The sequence below is a fragment of the Streptomyces sp. NPDC048441 genome (genome assembly GCF_043200235.1).
In the GTDB taxonomy this organism is placed as follows: Bacteria; Actinomycetota; Actinomycetes; order Streptomycetales; family Streptomycetaceae; genus Streptomyces.
In genome coordinates, this window is the sequence record NZ_JBICXM010000015.1 from 51,394 (window position 1) to 68,395 (window position 17,002).

The following is a 17,002-nucleotide window of genomic DNA, read 5'->3' on the forward strand; positions in this document are numbered from 1 at the left end:
GTACGTCCCGTTGCCGATTGCGCAGGTCTAAGACTGCCATGCCCGCGCGATCCGGCTCGCATCGGATGGGGTGGCGGGGGTCACGCGGGGTCACGCGGGGACGCGTACGCCGGCGAGGTTCTCGATCATGCGACGGGCGCTGGGGCCGACGAGGGCGGCCCAGTCCTGCGGGGCGCCGCCCATCCACTGGCCGACCAGGGCGGCGAAGCCCGGTACGGAACGGGCCAGCTCGACCAGGCGCCGGTCGAAGCAGGTCGCGCCCGCCGGGGTGCGGACCAGCAGGACGGCGGTGCGGTGCACGAGCTCGCGGACCCGTTCCTTGTCGGCGCCGCCCGCCACGGCGCAGAGCACCGCGTCCAGGACGTCGGGCTCCCGCTCTTCGGCGAGCAGCGCCTCCAGGAGCTCGGTGCGCAGGGCACGCGAGGCGTCGGTGCCGGGTGCGGCGACGGCGGCGGCGAGCGCCGCGCGCACCTGCGGCGGACGGTCGCGCAGCAGGCCCACCGTGAGCGGGAGGATGACGGCGCGGACGCCAGGTCCTTGCTCGAGACGCAGGTCGAGATACGCGGCCACGTGCCCCGCCAGGTCGGGGCGCAGCTCCAGCACGTCGCGTACGAGATCCGCCACCCGCCGGGCGAGTCCCGGCGCCGTCACGTCGGCCAGGCCGCGCAGTACCTCTCCCGGTGCGGGTCCCGGTCCGTGCAGTCGGGTCCGGAAAGCGGCGATGACGGGGTCGGGGTGGGTGGCCAGGGCCGCGACGAGGGCGCTCATGGGCAGCTGTGGGTCGCCTGCGGAGAAACGCTTCAGGGCGGGTGGCAGGTGGCGCTCGCGGGTCTGCGGGTCGCGCACGAGGAGGGCCAGGGCGGCGCCGTGCAGCGTGTCGTCGGCGGTGCGGGCGAGCAGGGCGAAGGCCGCGTACCGCAGGAGCTTGCGGTCGGCGTCCGTCGTGGCGTGTGGGGCGGCACGCAGGCCGTAGGTGACGGCGGCGACATGCCGAGCGGGGCGCTCGTCGTGGACCCAGCGGTCCACGGCCCGGCAGATGGCGGACGGCTCCTCCTCGGCGAGCACGGCGAGGAGTTCGTCGGCGCGGGCGTGGGCGCAGTCGACCAGGGCCTCGATGAGGTCGTCGATGGCGCGGTGGCGGTGGGTGTGGAGGAGGGCCTGCGCGGCGGAGGCGACGGTGGCGTGGGGGGTGGCTTCGAGGGGACGCTCGTCGGTGAACCATCGGGTGAGGTGCGGTTGCGCTGTCGCGGGTGCGGTGGCCAGTAGCTCGGCGACCGCGTCCAGGCAGCGGGCCCGGCTGGGGCCGGGCGGGGGGTCGTGGATCACTGCGTCCCGCAGCAGGTCGAACCGGTCGGCATCGGTGAGGGGCAGGCCCAGCCAGAACTCGGCGGGGTGCGGGGCGCCTTGCTCGGCGAGCTCCTTGAGCAGCCCGAGGAAGGGGCTGGCGTCGCCCACCCTGGAGAGGGTCTCTCTCAGCAGGTGCGTGGCCCACCAATGGGCGTCGCCCGGGGTATCGGCAGGCGGGGGCTCCGCAGGTGCGTTGCCCGTGTCCCCTTGTGTATCGGCACCTGGGGGTGGGGGCGCGTTGCCCGTGTCCCCCTGCTTCTCGGCACCCAGCGGTCGGGGTTGTGCCCACCCTCCCCCACTCTCGGCTTCGCTCGATCGGGGGGACCCCCATCGCCCTGCGGAACGCCTGCCCACAACAGGGGCGGCCTTGGCATTCGCGCCACACGACGCACCACCCACAACGGGCGCGCCCTTGCCCTCGCCGTCCGTCGCCGTCCCCGCCGCTGTGGGCAATCGTCCCGCACGGCGGGACGGGTGGGCACAGCCCACGATGCCGGGGGGCGACTCGACGGGCGATGGGTGAAGCTTTCCGAACCGGGCCAAGTCCCGTAGCCGGGCCTCCAGTTCCGCAGGGCCCCGCTGTCGGCCGAGAAGCAGCAGCGCCTGGATCACAGGGCCGATCCGATGCCGGGGTACCGGCAGTGCCGCCTCCGGCAGCGGGGCGCGATGCCGGTGCACCAGCGACCACAGGGCCCCGTCCACATCCAGATGCATTCCCTGGATCCAGTCCGCGAGCTCCTCGTGGGCGAACCGGTAGCCACCCCCGGCAGGGACAAGGAGGCCCTCCGTGAGCACCGCGGACGCCCACCTCGCTCCCCACGGGAACACCTCCTCGAACGACGCCCGGTCGAGTTCCCCCTGCCCCGGCCCGAGGCACCGCCGGGCGGCCTCGTGCAGCTGCCCGGACACCTTCGCCGCGAGGCGTCGTACCGCCGCGCCCCGGAGTCCGTTCGCCGCCGCGAGCCGCACCGCCACCCGCAGGCAGAGCACGTCCACGTACGCCTCGAAGATCTCCTCCCGGCCAGGACGCCCCGGCGGCGGCTCCTCCGGCAGAGCCGCCCGCACCTCGGCGAGCAGCCGCAGGGTATGAGGATGCCGCGCGTCCGTCGCGGCCAGCGCCCCGTCCGGGATGCCGTACCGCGCCCGAGCGATCCGCGCCTGCCGCTCGGGCAGATCCCCGAGGCAGGCGCACCCCGGCAGCAGCTCCGCCGGAAAGTGCGCCGCGGCCTGCTCCCAGTACTCCGCCCGGCAGGCCACCACGAGCCGCGCCCCCGTCCCCCGCAGCCACTCGCCCGTACCCGCGCTCCACTCCGCGAGGCGGTGCGCGAGGACCGGCGGCATCTCCTCAGGTCCGTCGAGCAACAGCAACAACGGCCGCCCCGCGTCCCGCACGAGCCGCGCCACGCGCCCCGCGGAAATGTCCCCGAGCCCGTCGTCCGCCGCGGCAAGCACCTCCTCCGAGGCCGAGGCCGGAGCTGAGGCAGAGGCCGGAGCTGAGGCAGAGGCCGGAGCTGAGGCAGAGGCTGAGGCAGAGGCTGAGGCCTCCAGGATCCGGCCCGCCCGCTCCAGGGCCCGCTCCACCGCGTCGCCCACTCCCCCGTCGGCGCCCTGAAGGTCGGCTCCCCGCAGCCACAGCGTGGGGGTGGGCTCCGCGCCCCTCGCCCGGCGTGCGGCCAGCGCGGCGAGTTCAGTCGTCCGGCCTGTGCCGGGGTCGCCGACCAGGCCGAGCACCTGTGCGGGCCCGCCGGTGAAGTCCGCCAACTCCCGTGTCGTATCGGGGCGTTCGACCGGTTCCAGGAGGGCGGGGCGAGGCCCGTCGGAGCCGACCGACGTCGCCGTCAGATGCAGCGCGCCCGCCAGGTTCAGATCGCGGCCGTACGCCGGAACCGTCGCCGCGTTGCGGGCAAGGAGCTCGGCGAGCGGCCCGCCCGGATCGACGGCGGCCGCCTCCCGCAGCGGCACCGCGAACCCCGCCGCCCGGTGCTCACCGTGCAGCGCGGTGCCCAGGACGGCGAGCACGGCCCCGGACGAGGCGCCGACGACCGGCCCGCCCGCTGCCCCGCCGCCCAGCCGCAGCGCGTCGGCGCCGTCCGTGCCGATCGCCAACTCCATGGCGGCGTCGATCAGATGGAAGCGGTCCGTCGCCGTGTACGTCACAGAGGCGGGGCCCAGAACCCGCGCCTCACGCTGCCCGCGCGCGACGATGCGTACGTAGGCGCCCACAGGAACGGCGTCCCGCACCGTGACCGGCAGCGGCCGCAGGGCGAGCTCCTCCGTACGGATGAGTGCGAGATCGGCCTCGGGAAGAGCGACGACGGCGTCGGCGCCCACCACGCAGACGCGCTCCCCCGCCGCGTGCAGCACTATCCGCGCGAGGCCGTCGACGGCCTCATGGCTGGTGATCACCGTGCCGTGGTCGTCGGCGGCGAATCCCATCCCCCGTGGACGCCCGGCCAGATCGCAGATCCGTACCAGGGAGCCGTCGAGCGCCGCCGGGTCGTTCTGTCCCGTCATGCCCGACCTCCCCGCAGCGCCCCGTCCTTCCGACGGTAGGTCTCCGGTGATCAGCAGGACAGAACGCGTCGCGAACGCGCCCCCTTCCGCCCCCTCGGTTCACTCCGAGCGCCTGCCCGATGGGGTGAATCCGTACGGCCAGATGGATACACCTTCAGACAGGGGGTTCCCGTGGAGCGGCGGACAACTGTGCGCCGCTCCACGACGGGAAGGCCTCAGGCAAAGACCGCGAGGCTCTTGGCCTTGCCCTTCAGCTCCTCGGCCAGGACCAGGAACCGGCCCTCCTGGTCGAACACCGCGACGGCGCCAACACCGGCGTACTCCCCAGGCATCTCGATCCGCACGCCGTTGAGCAGCAGCTTCGCCCGCCGCTCGTCCACGTCCCAGCGCGGGAACGCGGCGGTGGCGGCATCCGCCACCGGCATCACCGTCAGCTCCTCCTGGAGCTGGTCGATGGTCTTCGCCGCGTCCAGTTTGTAAGGACCGACGCGCGTGCGCCGCAGCGCCGTCAGATGGCCGCCGACCCCGAGGTCCACGCCGAGGTCGCGGGCCAGCGCGCGGATGTACGTCCCCGACGAGCAGACCACCGAAACGACCAGGTCGAGGACGGGGGTGCCGTCTTCGGCCACGGCGTCCCTGACGTCGTACACGGTGAAGGCGGAGATCTTCACCGGGCGTGCGGGGATCTCGAAGTCCTCGCCCTCGCGCGCTCGCGCGTACGACCGCTTGCCGTCGATCTTGATGGCGCTGACCTTCGACGGCACCTGCATGATGTCGCCGGAGAGCTTGGCGATGCCCTCGTCGATGGCCTCCCGCTTGATGCCGGAGGCGTCGGCGGACGAGGTGAGCTCGCCTTCGGCGTCGTCCGTGAGTGTGTTCTGGCCAAGACGGATCGTGCCGAGATACTCCTTCTCCGTCAGCGCGAGATGGCCGAGGAGTTTGGTCGCCCGCTCGACCCCGAGGACGAGAACGCCCGTCGCCATGGGGTCGAGGGTGCCCGCGTGGCCGACGCGGCGGGTCTTGGCGATCCCGCGCATCTTGGCGACCACGTCATGCGAAGTGAAGCCGGACGGCTTGTCGACGATGACAAGTCCGTCCGGCGTCTTGTTGCTGGTGCTGCTCATGCGCGGGCGTCGCCGTCCGTTTCTTCGTCTTCTTCGTCGGACTCGTCCTCAGGCTTGCGGTACGGGTCGGCCCCGCCGGCGAACTCGGCGCCCGCGGACACCTCGCGCACCTTCTCGTCCGAGAGCCTCGCCCTGTCGAGGAGGTCCTCGATGGCCTTGGCGTTGTCCGGCAGTGCGTCCGCCACGAAGGCGAGGCTCGGGGTGAACTTCACACCGGCAGCCGCGCCGACCGCGGAACGGAGGACGCCCTTGGCGCTCTCCAGACCGGCGGCGGCCGCCGCGCGGTCCTCGTCGTCCCCGTAGACCGTGTAGAAGACGGTCGCCTCCCGCAGATCACCCGTGACCCGGGTGTCCGTGATGGTCACATGCGTACCGAGCCGCGGGTCCTTGATCCCGCGCTGAAGCTTCTTGGCAACCACCTCTCGAATGAGGTCCGCCAGCCTTTTCGCCCGCGCGTTGTCGGCCACTGCTCCGTCTCCTTCTTCGCCTTGCTGTGCAATCAGTCTTCGTCGCCGTGGAGCCTGCGTCGAACCGAGAGCAGCTCCACCTCCGGACGGGCGGCGACCAAACGCTCGCACCGGTCCAGTACGTCGGTGAGGTGCCCCGTCTCCCCGGAGACCAGCGCCAGGCCGATCTCGGCCCTGCGATGGAGGTCCTGGTTCCCGGTCTCCGCCGCACTCACCGCGTACTTACGCATGAGTTCGGCGACTATCGGGCGGACGACGGAGCGTTTCTCCTTCAGCGAGTGAATGTCGCCGAGGAGCAAATCGAAGGACAGTGTCCCCACATACATGTGTGTCCGGATGTCCCGCCGGTTCGGGGTCGTGCCCCGCCAACCACTTGGCAGGGACACAAGAACCGTACACGGAACGACCGGGGCCGATCGACGGGATTTACTTCCCCTCGACCGGCCCCGACCCGAGCTGCGTTGATCAGCCGCGAGGCTTCTCGCGCATCTCGTACGTCGCGATGACGTCGTCGATCTTGATGTCGTTGAAGTTGCCGAGGTTGATACCGCCCTCGAACCCTTCGCGGAGCTCCGTGACGTCGTCCTTGAAGCGGCGCAGACCGGAGATGTTGAGGCTCTCCGCGATGACCTTGCCGTCGCGGATGAGGCGCGCCTTGGTGTTGCGCTTGACCTCGCCGGAGCGGACAAGAACACCGGCGATGTTGCCCAGCTTGGACGAGCGGAAGACCTCGCGGATCTCCGCCGTGCCGAGCTCGACCTCTTCGTACTCCGGCTTGAGCATGCCCTTGAGGGCTGCTTCGATCTCTTCGATCGCCTGGTAGATGACCGAGTAGTACCGGACGTCCACACCTTCGCGCTCGGCCATCTGGGCGGCACGACCGGCCGCACGGACGTTGAAGCCGATCACGATCGCGTCGGAGCCGGTCGCCAGGTCGATGTCCGACTCGGTGACCGCACCCACACCGCGGTGCAGGACGCGGATGTCGACCTCTTCGCCGACGTCGAGCTGGAGCAGCGAGGACTCGAGAGCCTCCACCGAACCGGACGCGTCGCCCTTGATGATGATGTTGAGGTCCTGCACCAGACCGGCCTTGAGGGCCTCGTCCAGGTTCTCCAGGGAGAACCGCACACCCTTGCGAGCGAAGCGGACGTTGCGCTCACGGGCGGCACGCTTCTCGGCGATCTGACGGGCCGTACGGTCCTCGTCGACGACCAGGAAGTTGTCGCCGGCACCCGGGACGTTGGTGAGACCGAGGACGAGGACCGGAGTCGCAGGACCCGCCTCTTCCACGTTCTCGCCCTTGTCGTCGAGCATCGCGCGGACTCGGCCGTACGCGTCGCCGACCACCATCGTGTCACCGACGCGGAGGGTACCGCGCTGGACCAGGACGGTCGCGACGGCGCCGCGGCCCTTGTCCAGGTGGGACTCGATCGCAATACCCTGCGCGTCCTGCTCCGGGTTGGCCCGCAGGTCGAGCGAGGCGTCCGCGGTCAGGACCACGGCCTCGAGGAGGGCTTCGATGTTCTCGCCCTGCTTGGCGGAGATGTCGACGAACATCGTCTCGCCGCCGTACTCCTCTGCCACCAGACCGAACTCGGTGAGCTGACCGCGCACCTTGGTCGGGTCGGCACCCTCGACGTCGATCTTGTTGACCGCGACCACGATCGGCACGTCGGCCGCCTTGGCGTGGTTCAACGCTTCGATCGTCTGCGGCATCACACCGTCGTTCGCCGCGACCACGAGGATCGCGATGTCGGTGGACTTCGCACCACGGGCACGCATGGCGGTGAACGCCTCGTGACCGGGGGTGTCGATGAAGGTGATCCGACGGTCCTCGCCGTTGACCTCGGCGCCGACCTGGTACGCACCGATGTGCTGCGTAATACCGCCGGCCTCGCCCGCAATGACGTTCGTCTTGCGGATCGCGTCCAGAAGTCGGGTCTTACCGTGGTCGACGTGACCCATGACGGTCACGACCGGCGGACGCGCGACGAGTGCTTCCTCGCCGCCCTCGTCCTCGCCGAACTCGATGTCGAAGGACTCGAGGAGCTCGCGGTCCTCCTCCTCCGGGCTGACGATCTCGAGGACGAAGTTCATCTCGTCCGCGAGGAGCTTCAGCGTCTCGTCCGGGACGGACTGCGTGGCAGTGACCATCTCGCCGAGGTTCATCATCACGCCGACGAGCGACGCCGGGTTGGCGTTGATCTTCTCGGCGAAGTCGGTCAGCGAGGCACCACGGGACAGGCGGACCGCCTGGCCGTTGCCGCGCGGCAGCATGACGCCGCCGACCGACGGAGCCTGCATCGACTCGTACTCCTGGCGCCTCTGCCGCTTCGACTTGCGACCACGACGCGCGGGACCGCCGGGGCGGCCGAAGGCGCCCTGCGTGCCACCACGGGCGTTGGGACCACCCGGACGACCCGCGAAGCCGGGACGGCCACCGCCGCCACCGGGACGGCCTGCGAAACCGCCGCCACCGCCACCGGGACCACCGGGACGGCCGGCGAAGCCGCCGCCGCCACCGGGACCAGCGGGACGGCCTGCGAAGCCGCCGCCACCGGGACGACCGCCGCCGCCACCGGCACCGCCGGGACGACCGCCGCCACCGGGACCACGGCCACCGCCGGGGCCACCGCCGGGACGCGGGCTGCCCGCAGCGGGACGCTGCGGCATCATGCCCGGGTTGGGACGGTTACCGCCCGCGCCGGGGGCACCGCCACCAGGACGCGGAGCGCCGCCCTGCGGGCGAGGCATACCGCCGGGGCTGGGGCGAGCGCCGCCCTGACCCTGCGGACGAGGAGCACCCTGGCCGCCGCCCTGGCCCTGCGGACGCGGGGCGCCGCCGGGAGCACCGGGGCCACCCTGGCCGCCGGGGCGCGGGGCGCCGCCCGGACGAGGCGACTGCGGGCGCGCCATGCCGGTGGAGCCACCAGAGGTGAAGGGGTTGTTGCCGGGACGCGGTCCTGCCGGACGGCCACCGGGGCGCGCTGCGCCACCCTGGCCCTGCGGACGCGGAGCGCCACCCTGACGGTCGCCGCGGTCACCGCGGTCGCTACGGCCCTGACCACCCTGACCACCCTGGCCGGGGGCCGGACGGCCCGCGGGCTTGGGGGCACCCGGGCGAGCGCCCGGACGGGGGCCTGCCGGCGCCGAGGAGGCGGCCGGGGCAGCCGGAGCGGCCGGCGGAGCGGTGAACTCCGGTGCGGCCGGAGCCGGGGAGACCGGTGCGGCGGGCGCGGCCGGGGTGACCGGAGCCGGAGCCGCGGGAGCCGCCGGGGCGGCCGGTGCCGGCTTGGGCGTCGGCGGCTTGGGGCCGGGACGCGGGCCGGAGGCCGCCGGGGTTGCGGCAGGCTTGTCGGCCTCGGCGGCGGGCTTGGCAGCCGGCGCCGGAGGCTTGGGCGCGGCCGGACCCGGACGGGCGGCCTGCGCGGGAGAGGGGGCCGACGGCGTCGCCGGCTTGGGGGCGGCCTGCTTGCGCGGCGCCCCGGGCTTGGCGGCGGCGGGCTTGCCGTTGCCACCGCCCGTGTTCAATGCGTCAGTCAATTTGCGTACTACCGGCGCCTCGATCGTCGAGGACGCCGAACGTACGAATTCACCGAGTTCTTGGAGCTTGGCCATGACGACCTTGCTCTCTACGCCGAACTCCTTGGCGAGCTCGTATACCCGGACCTTAGCCACTTCGCTCCTTTTAGGTCCGGGTTACGCCGGACCGTCGCTACTTCATGGGCGTACTCATCGCGTGCTCATCGAGTGCTCATCGCAATCTCGACCTACTTCCAACTCGCGGAATACCAGGGCCGCGCGGGGTTCCGCGCGACCTTCCTTACGGTGTTGCCTGCTGGGCAACTGTCTCGACGGCTCGGCGCAAGTCCTCCGTGTCGAGCGGGCCCGGGGCCCGGAAGGCCCTCGGGAACGCTCTGCGTCGGACCGCCAGGTCGAGACAGACCGGGACGGGGTGGATATACGCACCCCGGCCGGGCAGCGTACCGCTTGGATCGGGGGCGCAAGCGCCCTCTTTCGCCACGATGCGCAGCAGATCGCTCTTGGCCGCTCGCTCCCGGCACCCCACACAGGTGCGTTCAGGGCAGGCGCGGGCTTGCGTCCGGCCAGACACGTTTAAGTCTACCTCCCCGCACCGACGTCACCCCTTTGGGGCAAAAATCGAACGGTTGTTGTCTTGATCAGAACTCGATCAGGGTCCGATCAGGACTCGCGGGAGTCCTGCGGCTGCTCGGTGTCCGGGCGGATGTCGATGCGCCAGCCCGTGAGCCGCGCGGCCAGGCGGGCGTTCTGGCCCTCCTTGCCGATCGCGAGGGACAGCTGGTAATCGGGCACCGTCACCCGCGCGGAACGGGCCGCGAGGTCGACGATCTCCACCTTGCTGACCCGCGCCGGTGAGAGCGCGTGGGCGACCATCTCGCCCGGGTCGTCCGACCAGTCGACGATGTCGATCTTCTCGCCGTTGAGCTCGGCCATGACGTTGCGCACACGCTGGCCCATCGGGCCGATGCAGGCGCCCTTGGCGTTGAGCCCGGAGCGGGTCGAGCGCACCGCGATCTTGGTCCGGTGACCGGCCTCGCGGGCGATGGCCGAGATCTCGACCGAGCCGTCGGCGATCTCGGGCACCTCGAGCGCGAAGAGCTTCTTGACGAGGCTCGGGTGCGTACGGGACAGCGTGACCGAGGGGCCACGGACACCCTTCGCCACCCGGACGACGTACGAACGAAGGCGCAAGCCGTGGGTGTACTCCTCGCCCGGCACCTGCTCCTGCACCGGCAGGATGGCTTCGAGCTTGCCGATGTCGACGAGCACGTTCTTCGGGTCGCGGCCCTGCTGGACCACGCCGGTGACGATGTCGCCCTCACGGCCCGCGTACTCGCCGAGGGTCGCGTCGTCCTGGGCGTCGCGCAGACGCTGGAGGATGACCTGCTTGGCGGTCGTCGCGGCGATGCGGCCGAAGTCCGACGGGGTGTCGTCGAACTCCTTGGCCTCCTGACCCTCTTCGAGGTCCGCCGGGTCCTCCGTCGCCCACACCGTCACATGGCCGCTCTCGCGGTCCAGCTTCACGCGGGCACGACGGAAACTGCCGTCGGTGCGGTGGTACGCGATGAGGAGAGCGGACTCGATCGCCTCGACCAGCAGGTCGAAGGAGATCTCCTTCTCCCGGACCAGACCCCGCAGGGCACTCATGTCGATGTCCACGGCTACGCCTCCTCTTCCTTCTTGTCCTTGCGGCTGAACTCGACCTCGACGCGCGCCTTGGCGATCGCGTCGAAGGTGAGCCTGCGGGCGGTGGGCTTGCGCCCCTTCACGCCCGGTACTTCAAGATCCACGCCTTCGTCGTCCACCTCGAGGATGCGGGCGATCACGTCGTCGCCGCCCTCCGTCAGCTGGAACTTCACCAGGCGGCCGACGGCACGCAGATAGTGGCGGTGCTCCGTCAGCGGGCGCTCGGCGCCCGGGGAGCCGACTTCGAGGGTGTACTCCCCCTCGCCCATCGCGTCGCTCTCGTCGAGCTTCTCGGAGACTTCGCGGCTGATCTCCGCGATCTGATCCAGGTCCACGCCGTCGTCGGAGTCGATGACGACTCGCAGCACACGCTTACGTCCGACCGAGGCCACTTCGATCTCTTCGAGATCCAGTTCCTTCGAGCTGACGAGCGGTTCCAGCAGTTCTCGCAGCCTCTCGCTCTGGGTGGTGCTCATCCGGGTGACTCCTCGGCCGCGTGTGCTGTTGTGGGATCGTCGTGTGTCAGGTCAAAGGGTATCCGCTCCCGAGAGGTGTTGCCGCCGCCATCGGCCCGCTGTCCACCCGTCGTCCGACCGCCGTGCACCCGGCTTCGAGCCGCTCACGCGTACGAGGGCAGGCCGAAGGTACGGTGATCACCGGGCTCACGCCCGGCTCGGACCGCCCCGCTTCACCCTGCCTGTCCCCCTGCCTGCCTTGCTGGCCTTCCTTCCGAGGACGTCTGCTGTGCCGTCGTATCCCATCGCCTCACGCTCCCGTCCAGGGCCGCGCCGCAGGAGTCTGCTGACCGGGGCCGCCGGAGCGGCCGGGGCCGCGCTGCTCTCGGGCTGCTCGGATTCCGCCTCCACGGACTCCGACGAGCGCCCTTCCACCGCCGAGCGCCTACGCGCGCGTGCCGCTCGGGACAGCGGGGAGCTGCTCGGGCGGTACGACGCCGTGCTCGCCGCGCATCCCGCACTCGCCGGGCGGCTCGAACCGCTGCGGGTGGAGGTGAAGCGGCACGAGGCGGCGTTCGCCGAGGGGTTGGCTTCTCCGTCTGCCTCCGCTTCCGCTTCTCCGTCCGCTTCTCCTTCTGTGTCGCCCTCGCCTGCTGCTTCCCCCTCCGTACCCACGGACGAGAAGGAAGCCGTACGGGATCTCGCCAAGGCCGAGCGTGAGCTGGCGGGGCGGCGCGGGAGCGCGCTGCTCGACGCGCCCGACGAGCTGGCCAGGCTCCTCGCATCGGTGGCGGCCGCCGGTGCCGCGCACGCGTATCTGCTGACGGAGGGCGACAAGTGAGTGCAGTGAGCGAAGTGGGCGATTCCAAAGGTGAGTTGAAGGCCGTGCAGGCCGCGCTCGGCGCCGAGCACGCCGCCGTGTACGGCTATGGGGTCGTCGGCGGCCGGGTCGGCGAGGGGCGCAGGACCGAGGCGCGCACGGCGTACGACGCGCATCGCGCCCGGCGCGACGAACTGCAGCGCGCCGTGCGCGACCTGGGCGGCGAGCCCGAGCCGTCGGCCGCCGCCTACGCGCTGCCGTTCACCGTCCCGGACTCCGCGGCGGCCGTGCGTCTTGCGACGCAGCTCGAGGAGCGGGTCGCGGGGGTCTACTCGGATCTCGTACGGGCGTCCACGGGCGCCCGGCGCGGGAGCGCCGCGGAGGCGCTGCGGGAGGCGGCGGTCCGTGCGGCGCGGTGGCGCGGCGGGAGCGTAACCTTCCCTGGTCTCGCCGAGCGGCCGGCGCCCAAGGCGTAAGGCAGCCACCGCGCAAGGCGCTCACGACAGTCACGAAGGTCAGGAAGGGAACAACTCGCGTATGGCTCTCGAACCGCCGCAGCGTCTCGTCACCGCACTCGGTGAGGCGGCGCAGGACGGTGACGACTGGCTGGAGAAACTGCCTCAGGCGGTGGAACGGGCCGCCGCCCTACGCGAGTTGACCATCGAGCGGGTCCATGTGCCCGGCGGGCGCAGCAGCCTCGTCGCCCTCGTACACCTCGCCGACGGCACGCCCGCCGTGCTGAAGCTCGTGCCGCCGAGGTCGCGGCCCGAGAGCGAGCGGGCCGCGCTGGCGCACTGGGGCGGCCTCGGTGCCGTACGGCTCCTGGATCCGCCCTCGACCGCCGCGGACGGGGCGCTGCTCCTCGAGCGGCTGCACCGCGATGTCTCGGTCCGTTCGCTGCCGGAGGCCAAGGCCCTCCTGGAGGCCGCGGGCACACTGCGCCGCCTGTGGGTGGAGCCGCCTGCGGGGCACCGCTTCGAGACGGTGGCCGAGCGGACGGGGCGGCAGGCCGACGCGATGCGGGCGGCTGCCGACGGGGAGGTCACGCCGCTGGTCGACGCGGCGCTCGCGGCTCGGGACGAGTTGCTGGGCGGGGACGCGGAGGTGCGGCTGCTGCATGGCACCTTCCGGCAGAGCAAGGTGCTTCAGGGGGACCGCTTGCCGTGGCTTGCCGTGGGGCCGGATCCGGTGGTGGGTGAGTGCGCGTTCGACCTGGCCCGTCTTGTGCGGGACCGCGTCGAGGACCTGATCGCCTCGCCCTCGGGGTCTTCGATCACCCGCCGCCGGGTGAAGAAGCTGGCCGAGTCGCTTGATGTGGATCAGGAGCGGTTGCGGGGCTGGACGTTGTTCCGGGCCGTGGAGTCGGGGGTGCGGGCCCGCCGTGTGGGGCGGGAGCAGGATGCGGAGCTGTTGTTGGAGTTCGCGGGTTGGTTGTAGGGGGCGGGTTTCTTGTCCCCAGCCCTGCCCCTTCCCGAAAACCCGCTCGGCGCGGGGGCCTTGCGTACCGTCAATCACCGGCTCCGCCGAGTTCGTCCTCAAACGCCGGACGGGCTGAGATTTCCCCGGCGTCTGGGGCGGAGCCCCTGCGCGGCGGAGCCGCCAATAGACGCAGCCGGGAAGGGGCGGGATGGGGGAAGGCCCCGCAGGGCCCCCGCCCCAGCCCCCTCAGGCAGTCAGTCGCGCGATCGCCTCGGCCACAGTCAGCTCCTCGCGCTCCCCGGTCCGCCGGTCCTTCAGCTCCACAACACCCTCGGCAGAGCGCCGCCCCGCCACCAGGATGGTCGGCACACCGATCAGCTCCGCGTCCGTGAACTTCACGCCCGGCGACACACCAGCCCGGTCATCGACCAGAACCCGCACACCCGCCGCATTCAACTGCTCGGACACATCAAGCGCCAGCTCCGTCTGGAGCGCCTTGCCCGCGGCCACCACGTGGACGTCGGCGGGGGCGATCTCCTTGGGCCAGCACAGGCCCTTGTCGTCCGCCGTCTGCTCGGCCAGCGCGGCCACCGCGCGCGAGACGCCGATGCCGTACGAACCCATGGTCACGCGGACCGGCTTGCCCTGCTGGCCGAGGACGTCCAGCTGGAAGGCGTCGGCGAACTTGCGGCCGAGCTGGAAGATGTGGCCGATCTCGATCGCGCGGTCGAGCTGAAGACCGGTGCCGCACTTGGGGCAGGGGTCGCCCTCCTCGACGACCACGACGTCGAGGTACTCGTCGACCTCGAAGTCGCGGCCCGCGACCACGTTCTTCGCGTGCGTGTTGATCTTGTTCGCGCCGGTGATCCAGGCCGTGCCTGCCGCCACCCGCGGGTCGGCGATGTAGCGGACCTTCTCCAGGCCCTGCGGGCCGACGTAGCCGCGTACGAGATCGTCGCGGCCTTCGAAGTCCTCGGCCGTCACCAGCTCCACGACGGCCGGCGCCAGGTGCTCGCCGAGCTTGCCGAGGTCGACCTCGCGGTTGCCGGGGACGCCCACGGCGACGATCTCGCCGTCGACCTTCACCAGGAGGTTCTTGAGGGTCGCGGACGCGGGCACGCCGAGGTGCGCCGCGAGCGTCTCGATGGTCGGGGTGTCGGGGGTGTCCAGGTCCTCGACAGGGCCGTGCGCCGAGCCGTCCGCAGTCTCGGTGGCGACGAACGACACCGCCTCCGTGTTCGCCGCGTAGTCGCACGCGGGGCAGTCCACGAACGTGTCCTCACCGGCCGGCGCGGGCGCCAGGAACTCCTCGGACGCCGAGCCGCCCATCGCGCCGGAGACGGCGGAGACGATGCGGTGGTCGAGACCGAGGCGCTCGAAGATCTTGATGTACGCGGCGCGGTGCAGGGCGTAGGACTCGGCGAGGCCCTCGTCCGTCGTGTCGAAGGAGTACGAGTCCTTCATCTGGAACTCGCGGCCGCGCAGCACACCGGCGCGGGGGCGGGCCTCGTCGCGGTACTTGGTCTGGATCTGGTAGAGGATCACCGGCAGGTCCTTGTAGGACGAGCACTGGTCCTTGACGATCTGGGTGAAGATCTCCTCGTGCGTGGGGCCGAGGAGGTAGTCCGCGCCCTTGCGGTCCTTGAGGCGGAAGAGCAGGTCGCCGTACTCGTCGTAGCGGCCCGTCACGTCGTACGACTCCTTGGGCAGGAGCGCGGGCAGGAGGACCTCCTGGGCGCCGATGGCGTCCATCTCCTCGCGCACGACGTGGCTGATGTTCTCCAGGACCTTCTTGCCGAGCGGCAGCCAGGACCAGATGCCTGCGGCGGTGCGGCGGACGTATCCGGCCCGGACGAGCAGCTTGTGGTTGAGCGTCTCGGCGTCCGCCGGGTCGTCGCGCAGTGTCTTGATCATCAATCGGGACATGCGCTGGACCTGGGCCATGGTGATCTCCTGCGTGGAAAGAATGATGTGCAGGAGGTTAGCCGGGGGCCGGGTGCGGGCGGAAATCGGTTAGGTGCCGGGCCGCCTCAGCGGCAGCGGCGCACCCATCACCGCGTACGGCTTCGGCGCGCTGGGGAACTGGACGTTGCGGGCCAGGTCCGCGTACCCGAGGCAGCGGTAGAGGCCGCGTGCGGGACTCTCCGTGTCGATCGCGGAGAGGATCGAGCGGGGCTGGCTCACGGCGTCCGTGATGGTGGTGATGAGGGTGCGGCCGACGCCTCGGTTCTGGTAGCCGGGCTGGACGTGCAGCTCGGTGATCACGAAGGAGTCGTCGAGCCAGCCGTCCATGTCCTGGGCGCGCAGATACGGCTCGACGACCGTGGACCACCAGTGGCCGCGGTCGTTGGGCATTCCGTAGACGAAGCCGACGAGCCGCCCCTCGGGGGTGGTGGCGCCGAGCGCGCGGGCGCCGGGGTAGGTGATGTGCCGCAGCACGATCTGCCGCCGCACGGTGACCTCGTCGTCGCTGAGCCCGAACGCGTGGGCCTGCACGCGCAGCGCTTCGTCCACGTGCGCGGCGAGGTCCAGCGGCCCGAACACGACGTCGTCAGTCATGCGCCGAACTTTAACTCGCTGACGCGGGTACGTGCGGGGCGCGGGCGAGACGCACAGGGGCTAGAACAGGACGCTCATGAACGCCCCGACCTCCTGGAACCCCACGCGCCGGTACGCCGCCCTGGCCGCTGTGTTGAAGTCGTTGACGTACAGGCTGACGACTGGTGCCACGTCCTCGAGGGCGTAGCGCAGGACCGCCGCCATGCCGGGCGCCGCGAGGCCCTGGCCCCGGTACTCGGGCGCCACCCAGACGCCCTGCACCTGGCAGGCGAGGCCCGTGGCCGCGCCGATCTCGGCCTTGAAGGCGACCTTGCCTTCACGGTCGAGGCGCGCGAACGACCGTCCGGCGCCTACCAGTTCGGCGACCCGCGCCTGGTAGAGCAGGCCGCCGTCACCGGCCATCGGCGAGATGCCGACCTCCTCGGTGAACATCGCCACGCACGCCGGCATGATCGTCTCCATCTCGTCCTTGCGGACGCGACGGACGTACGGGTCGGGGGCGATGTCCGGGGGAAGCCGGTCGGTGACCATCAGGGGCTGTTGGGGCCGAACCTCGCGGGCAGGCCCCCAGGACGGTTCGAGCAGCCGCCACAGCTGGGCGGTGGGCTCTGCGGGGCCGACGATGGAGGAACAGCGGCGGCCTGCCCTGCGGGCGCGGTCCGCGAAGGCGCGTACGGCACGGGGAGTCGCGCATATCGGGACGAGGTTGGCGCCCGCGTAACAGAGGGACTCCAGCATTCCGTCCTCGTACCAGCCCCACATCTCGCCGCCGAGCCGCCAGGGGTCGAGGCCCGCGACACGCACCCGCGATGCCACGAAGGCATTCGCCACCGGCTCGCGGTCGAGCACGGCGAGCGCGGCGTCCAGGTCACTCGGTTCGAGGACCCTGGTGGTGGTCTGAGTCAACACGTGCGGGGGCCCTCACCAAACGGTCTGCTAGATCTCCGCACTGTACCTGGCGAGGGCGCCTTGTGCCCTGGGGTGGCTTGGAGGGGGCTTTGTCTCCCCTTCCCCGCGGGCCGGTTGGCGGGCAAATCCGGGGAAACCCGGGGAAACCCGGCCCCC

General features: G+C 71.6%; 14 protein-coding genes. 3 read left to right on the forward strand and 11 right to left on the reverse strand.

Going from position 1 to position 17,002, the window contains the following annotated elements; all coding sequences use genetic code 11:
• Nucleotides 1-90 precede the first annotated feature (90 nt).
• The 8 genes from ACGFSB_RS30755 to rimP form a co-directional block, all read right to left on the reverse strand.
• Nucleotides 91-3,861 (reverse strand): trypsin-like peptidase domain-containing protein, encoded by a 3,771-nt coding sequence (locus tag ACGFSB_RS30755; RefSeq protein ID WP_393405997.1) that lies wholly within the window; start codon nucleotides 3,859-3,861, stop codon nucleotides 91-93.
• Nucleotides 3,862-4,076: 215 nt separating this feature from the next.
• Nucleotides 4,077-4,985, reverse strand: a complete 909-nt coding sequence (gene truB / locus ACGFSB_RS30760) for a tRNA pseudouridine(55) synthase TruB (protein WP_393405999.1) — start codon at nucleotides 4,983-4,985, stop codon at nucleotides 4,077-4,079.
• On the reverse strand, nucleotides 4,982-5,452 hold the full coding sequence (gene rbfA / locus ACGFSB_RS30765) for a 30S ribosome-binding factor RbfA (RefSeq protein ID WP_393406001.1): 471 nt from the start codon (nucleotides 5,450-5,452) through the stop codon (nucleotides 4,982-4,984). Before rbfA ends, truB begins: the two co-directional genes overlap by 4 nt.
• 32 nt (nucleotides 5,453-5,484) lie before the next feature.
• Complete coding sequence (locus ACGFSB_RS30770; RefSeq protein ID WP_393406003.1) at nucleotides 5,485-5,778, reverse strand: DUF503 domain-containing protein; 294 nt, start codon at nucleotides 5,776-5,778, stop codon at nucleotides 5,485-5,487.
• 139 nt (nucleotides 5,779-5,917) lie between these two features.
• Entirely contained in the window at nucleotides 5,918-9,133 is a 3,216-nt protein-coding gene (infB, locus tag ACGFSB_RS30775; RefSeq protein WP_393406005.1) for a translation initiation factor IF-2, read from the reverse strand.
• Nucleotides 9,134-9,278: 145 nt separating this feature from the next.
• Complete coding sequence (locus tag ACGFSB_RS30780) at nucleotides 9,279-9,569, reverse strand: DUF448 domain-containing protein (protein WP_393406007.1); 291 nt, start codon at nucleotides 9,567-9,569, stop codon at nucleotides 9,279-9,281.
• An 89-nt stretch (nucleotides 9,570-9,658) separates the two neighbouring features.
• A complete protein-coding gene (gene nusA / locus ACGFSB_RS30785) occupies nucleotides 9,659-10,657 on the reverse strand; it encodes a transcription termination factor NusA (RefSeq protein WP_393406009.1) in 999 nt (332 codons plus the stop codon).
• A gap of 2 nt (nucleotides 10,658-10,659) precedes the next feature.
• Nucleotides 10,660-11,160: a ribosome maturation factor RimP gene (rimP, locus tag ACGFSB_RS30790; RefSeq protein ID WP_393406011.1), complete on the reverse strand. Its 501-nt coding sequence runs from the start codon at nucleotides 11,158-11,160 to the stop codon at nucleotides 10,660-10,662.
• A 268-nt stretch (nucleotides 11,161-11,428) separates the two neighbouring features.
• Here rimP and ACGFSB_RS30795 point away from each other — a divergent pair, with 268 nt between their 5' ends.
• The 3 genes from ACGFSB_RS30795 (at nucleotide 11,429) to ACGFSB_RS30805 (ending at nucleotide 13,396) form a co-directional block, all read left to right on the forward strand.
• A complete protein-coding gene (locus ACGFSB_RS30795; protein WP_393406013.1) occupies nucleotides 11,429-11,980 on the forward strand; it encodes a hypothetical protein in 552 nt (183 codons plus the stop codon).
• On the forward strand, nucleotides 11,977-12,435 hold the full coding sequence (locus ACGFSB_RS30800; protein ID WP_393406015.1) for a ferritin-like domain-containing protein: 459 nt from the start codon (nucleotides 11,977-11,979) through the stop codon (nucleotides 12,433-12,435). Before ACGFSB_RS30795 ends, ACGFSB_RS30800 begins: the two co-directional genes overlap by 4 nt.
• Before the next feature lie 61 nt (nucleotides 12,436-12,496).
• Nucleotides 12,497-13,396, forward strand: a complete 900-nt coding sequence (locus tag ACGFSB_RS30805; protein ID WP_393406017.1) for an aminoglycoside phosphotransferase family protein — start codon at nucleotides 12,497-12,499, stop codon at nucleotides 13,394-13,396.
• Nucleotides 13,397-13,624: 228 nt separating this feature from the next.
• Here the strand turns inward: ACGFSB_RS30805 and ACGFSB_RS30810 are convergent, their stop codons facing one another.
• From ACGFSB_RS30810 to ACGFSB_RS30820, 3 genes are all read right to left on the reverse strand, one after another.
• Nucleotides 13,625-15,322 carry a proline--tRNA ligase gene (locus tag ACGFSB_RS30810; RefSeq protein WP_393406019.1) on the reverse strand — a complete coding sequence of 566 codons (1,698 nt, stop codon included), beginning with the start codon at nucleotides 15,320-15,322 and terminating at the stop codon, nucleotides 13,625-13,627.
• Nucleotides 15,323-15,391: 69 nt separating this feature from the next.
• Nucleotides 15,392-15,937 (reverse strand): GNAT family N-acetyltransferase, encoded by a 546-nt coding sequence (locus ACGFSB_RS30815; protein ID WP_393406021.1) that lies wholly within the window; start codon nucleotides 15,935-15,937, stop codon nucleotides 15,392-15,394.
• A gap of 60 nt (nucleotides 15,938-15,997) precedes the next feature.
• Nucleotides 15,998-16,846 carry a GNAT family N-acetyltransferase gene (locus ACGFSB_RS30820; RefSeq protein WP_393406023.1) on the reverse strand — a complete coding sequence of 283 codons (849 nt, stop codon included), beginning with the start codon at nucleotides 16,844-16,846 and terminating at the stop codon, nucleotides 15,998-16,000.
• Nucleotides 16,847-17,002 lie beyond the last annotated feature (156 nt).

What these genes read in the sequence shown, in the direction of transcription:
- ACGFSB_RS30755 (WP_393405997.1), bottom strand. Translation starts at nt 3,861, where the DNA reads ATGACGGGACAGAACGACCCGGCGGCGCTCGACGGCTCCCTGGTACGG.
- truB (WP_393405999.1), bottom strand. Translation starts at nt 4,985, where the DNA reads ATGAGCAGCACCAGCAACAAGACGCCGGACGGACTTGTCATCGTCGAC.
- ACGFSB_RS30770 (WP_393406003.1), bottom strand. Translation starts at nt 5,778, where the DNA reads ATGTATGTGGGGACACTGTCCTTCGATTTGCTCCTCGGCGACATTCAC.
- rimP (WP_393406011.1), bottom strand. Translation starts at nt 11,160, where the DNA reads ATGAGCACCACCCAGAGCGAGAGGCTGCGAGAACTGCTGGAACCGCTC.
- ACGFSB_RS30805 (WP_393406017.1), top strand. Translation starts at nt 12,497, where the DNA reads ATGGCTCTCGAACCGCCGCAGCGTCTCGTCACCGCACTCGGTGAGGCG.
- ACGFSB_RS30810 (WP_393406019.1), bottom strand. Translation starts at nt 15,322, where the DNA reads ATGGCCCAGGTCCAGCGCATGTCCCGATTGATGATCAAGACACTGCGC.
- ACGFSB_RS30815 (WP_393406021.1), bottom strand. Translation starts at nt 15,937, where the DNA reads ATGACTGACGACGTCGTGTTCGGGCCGCTGGACCTCGCCGCGCACGTG.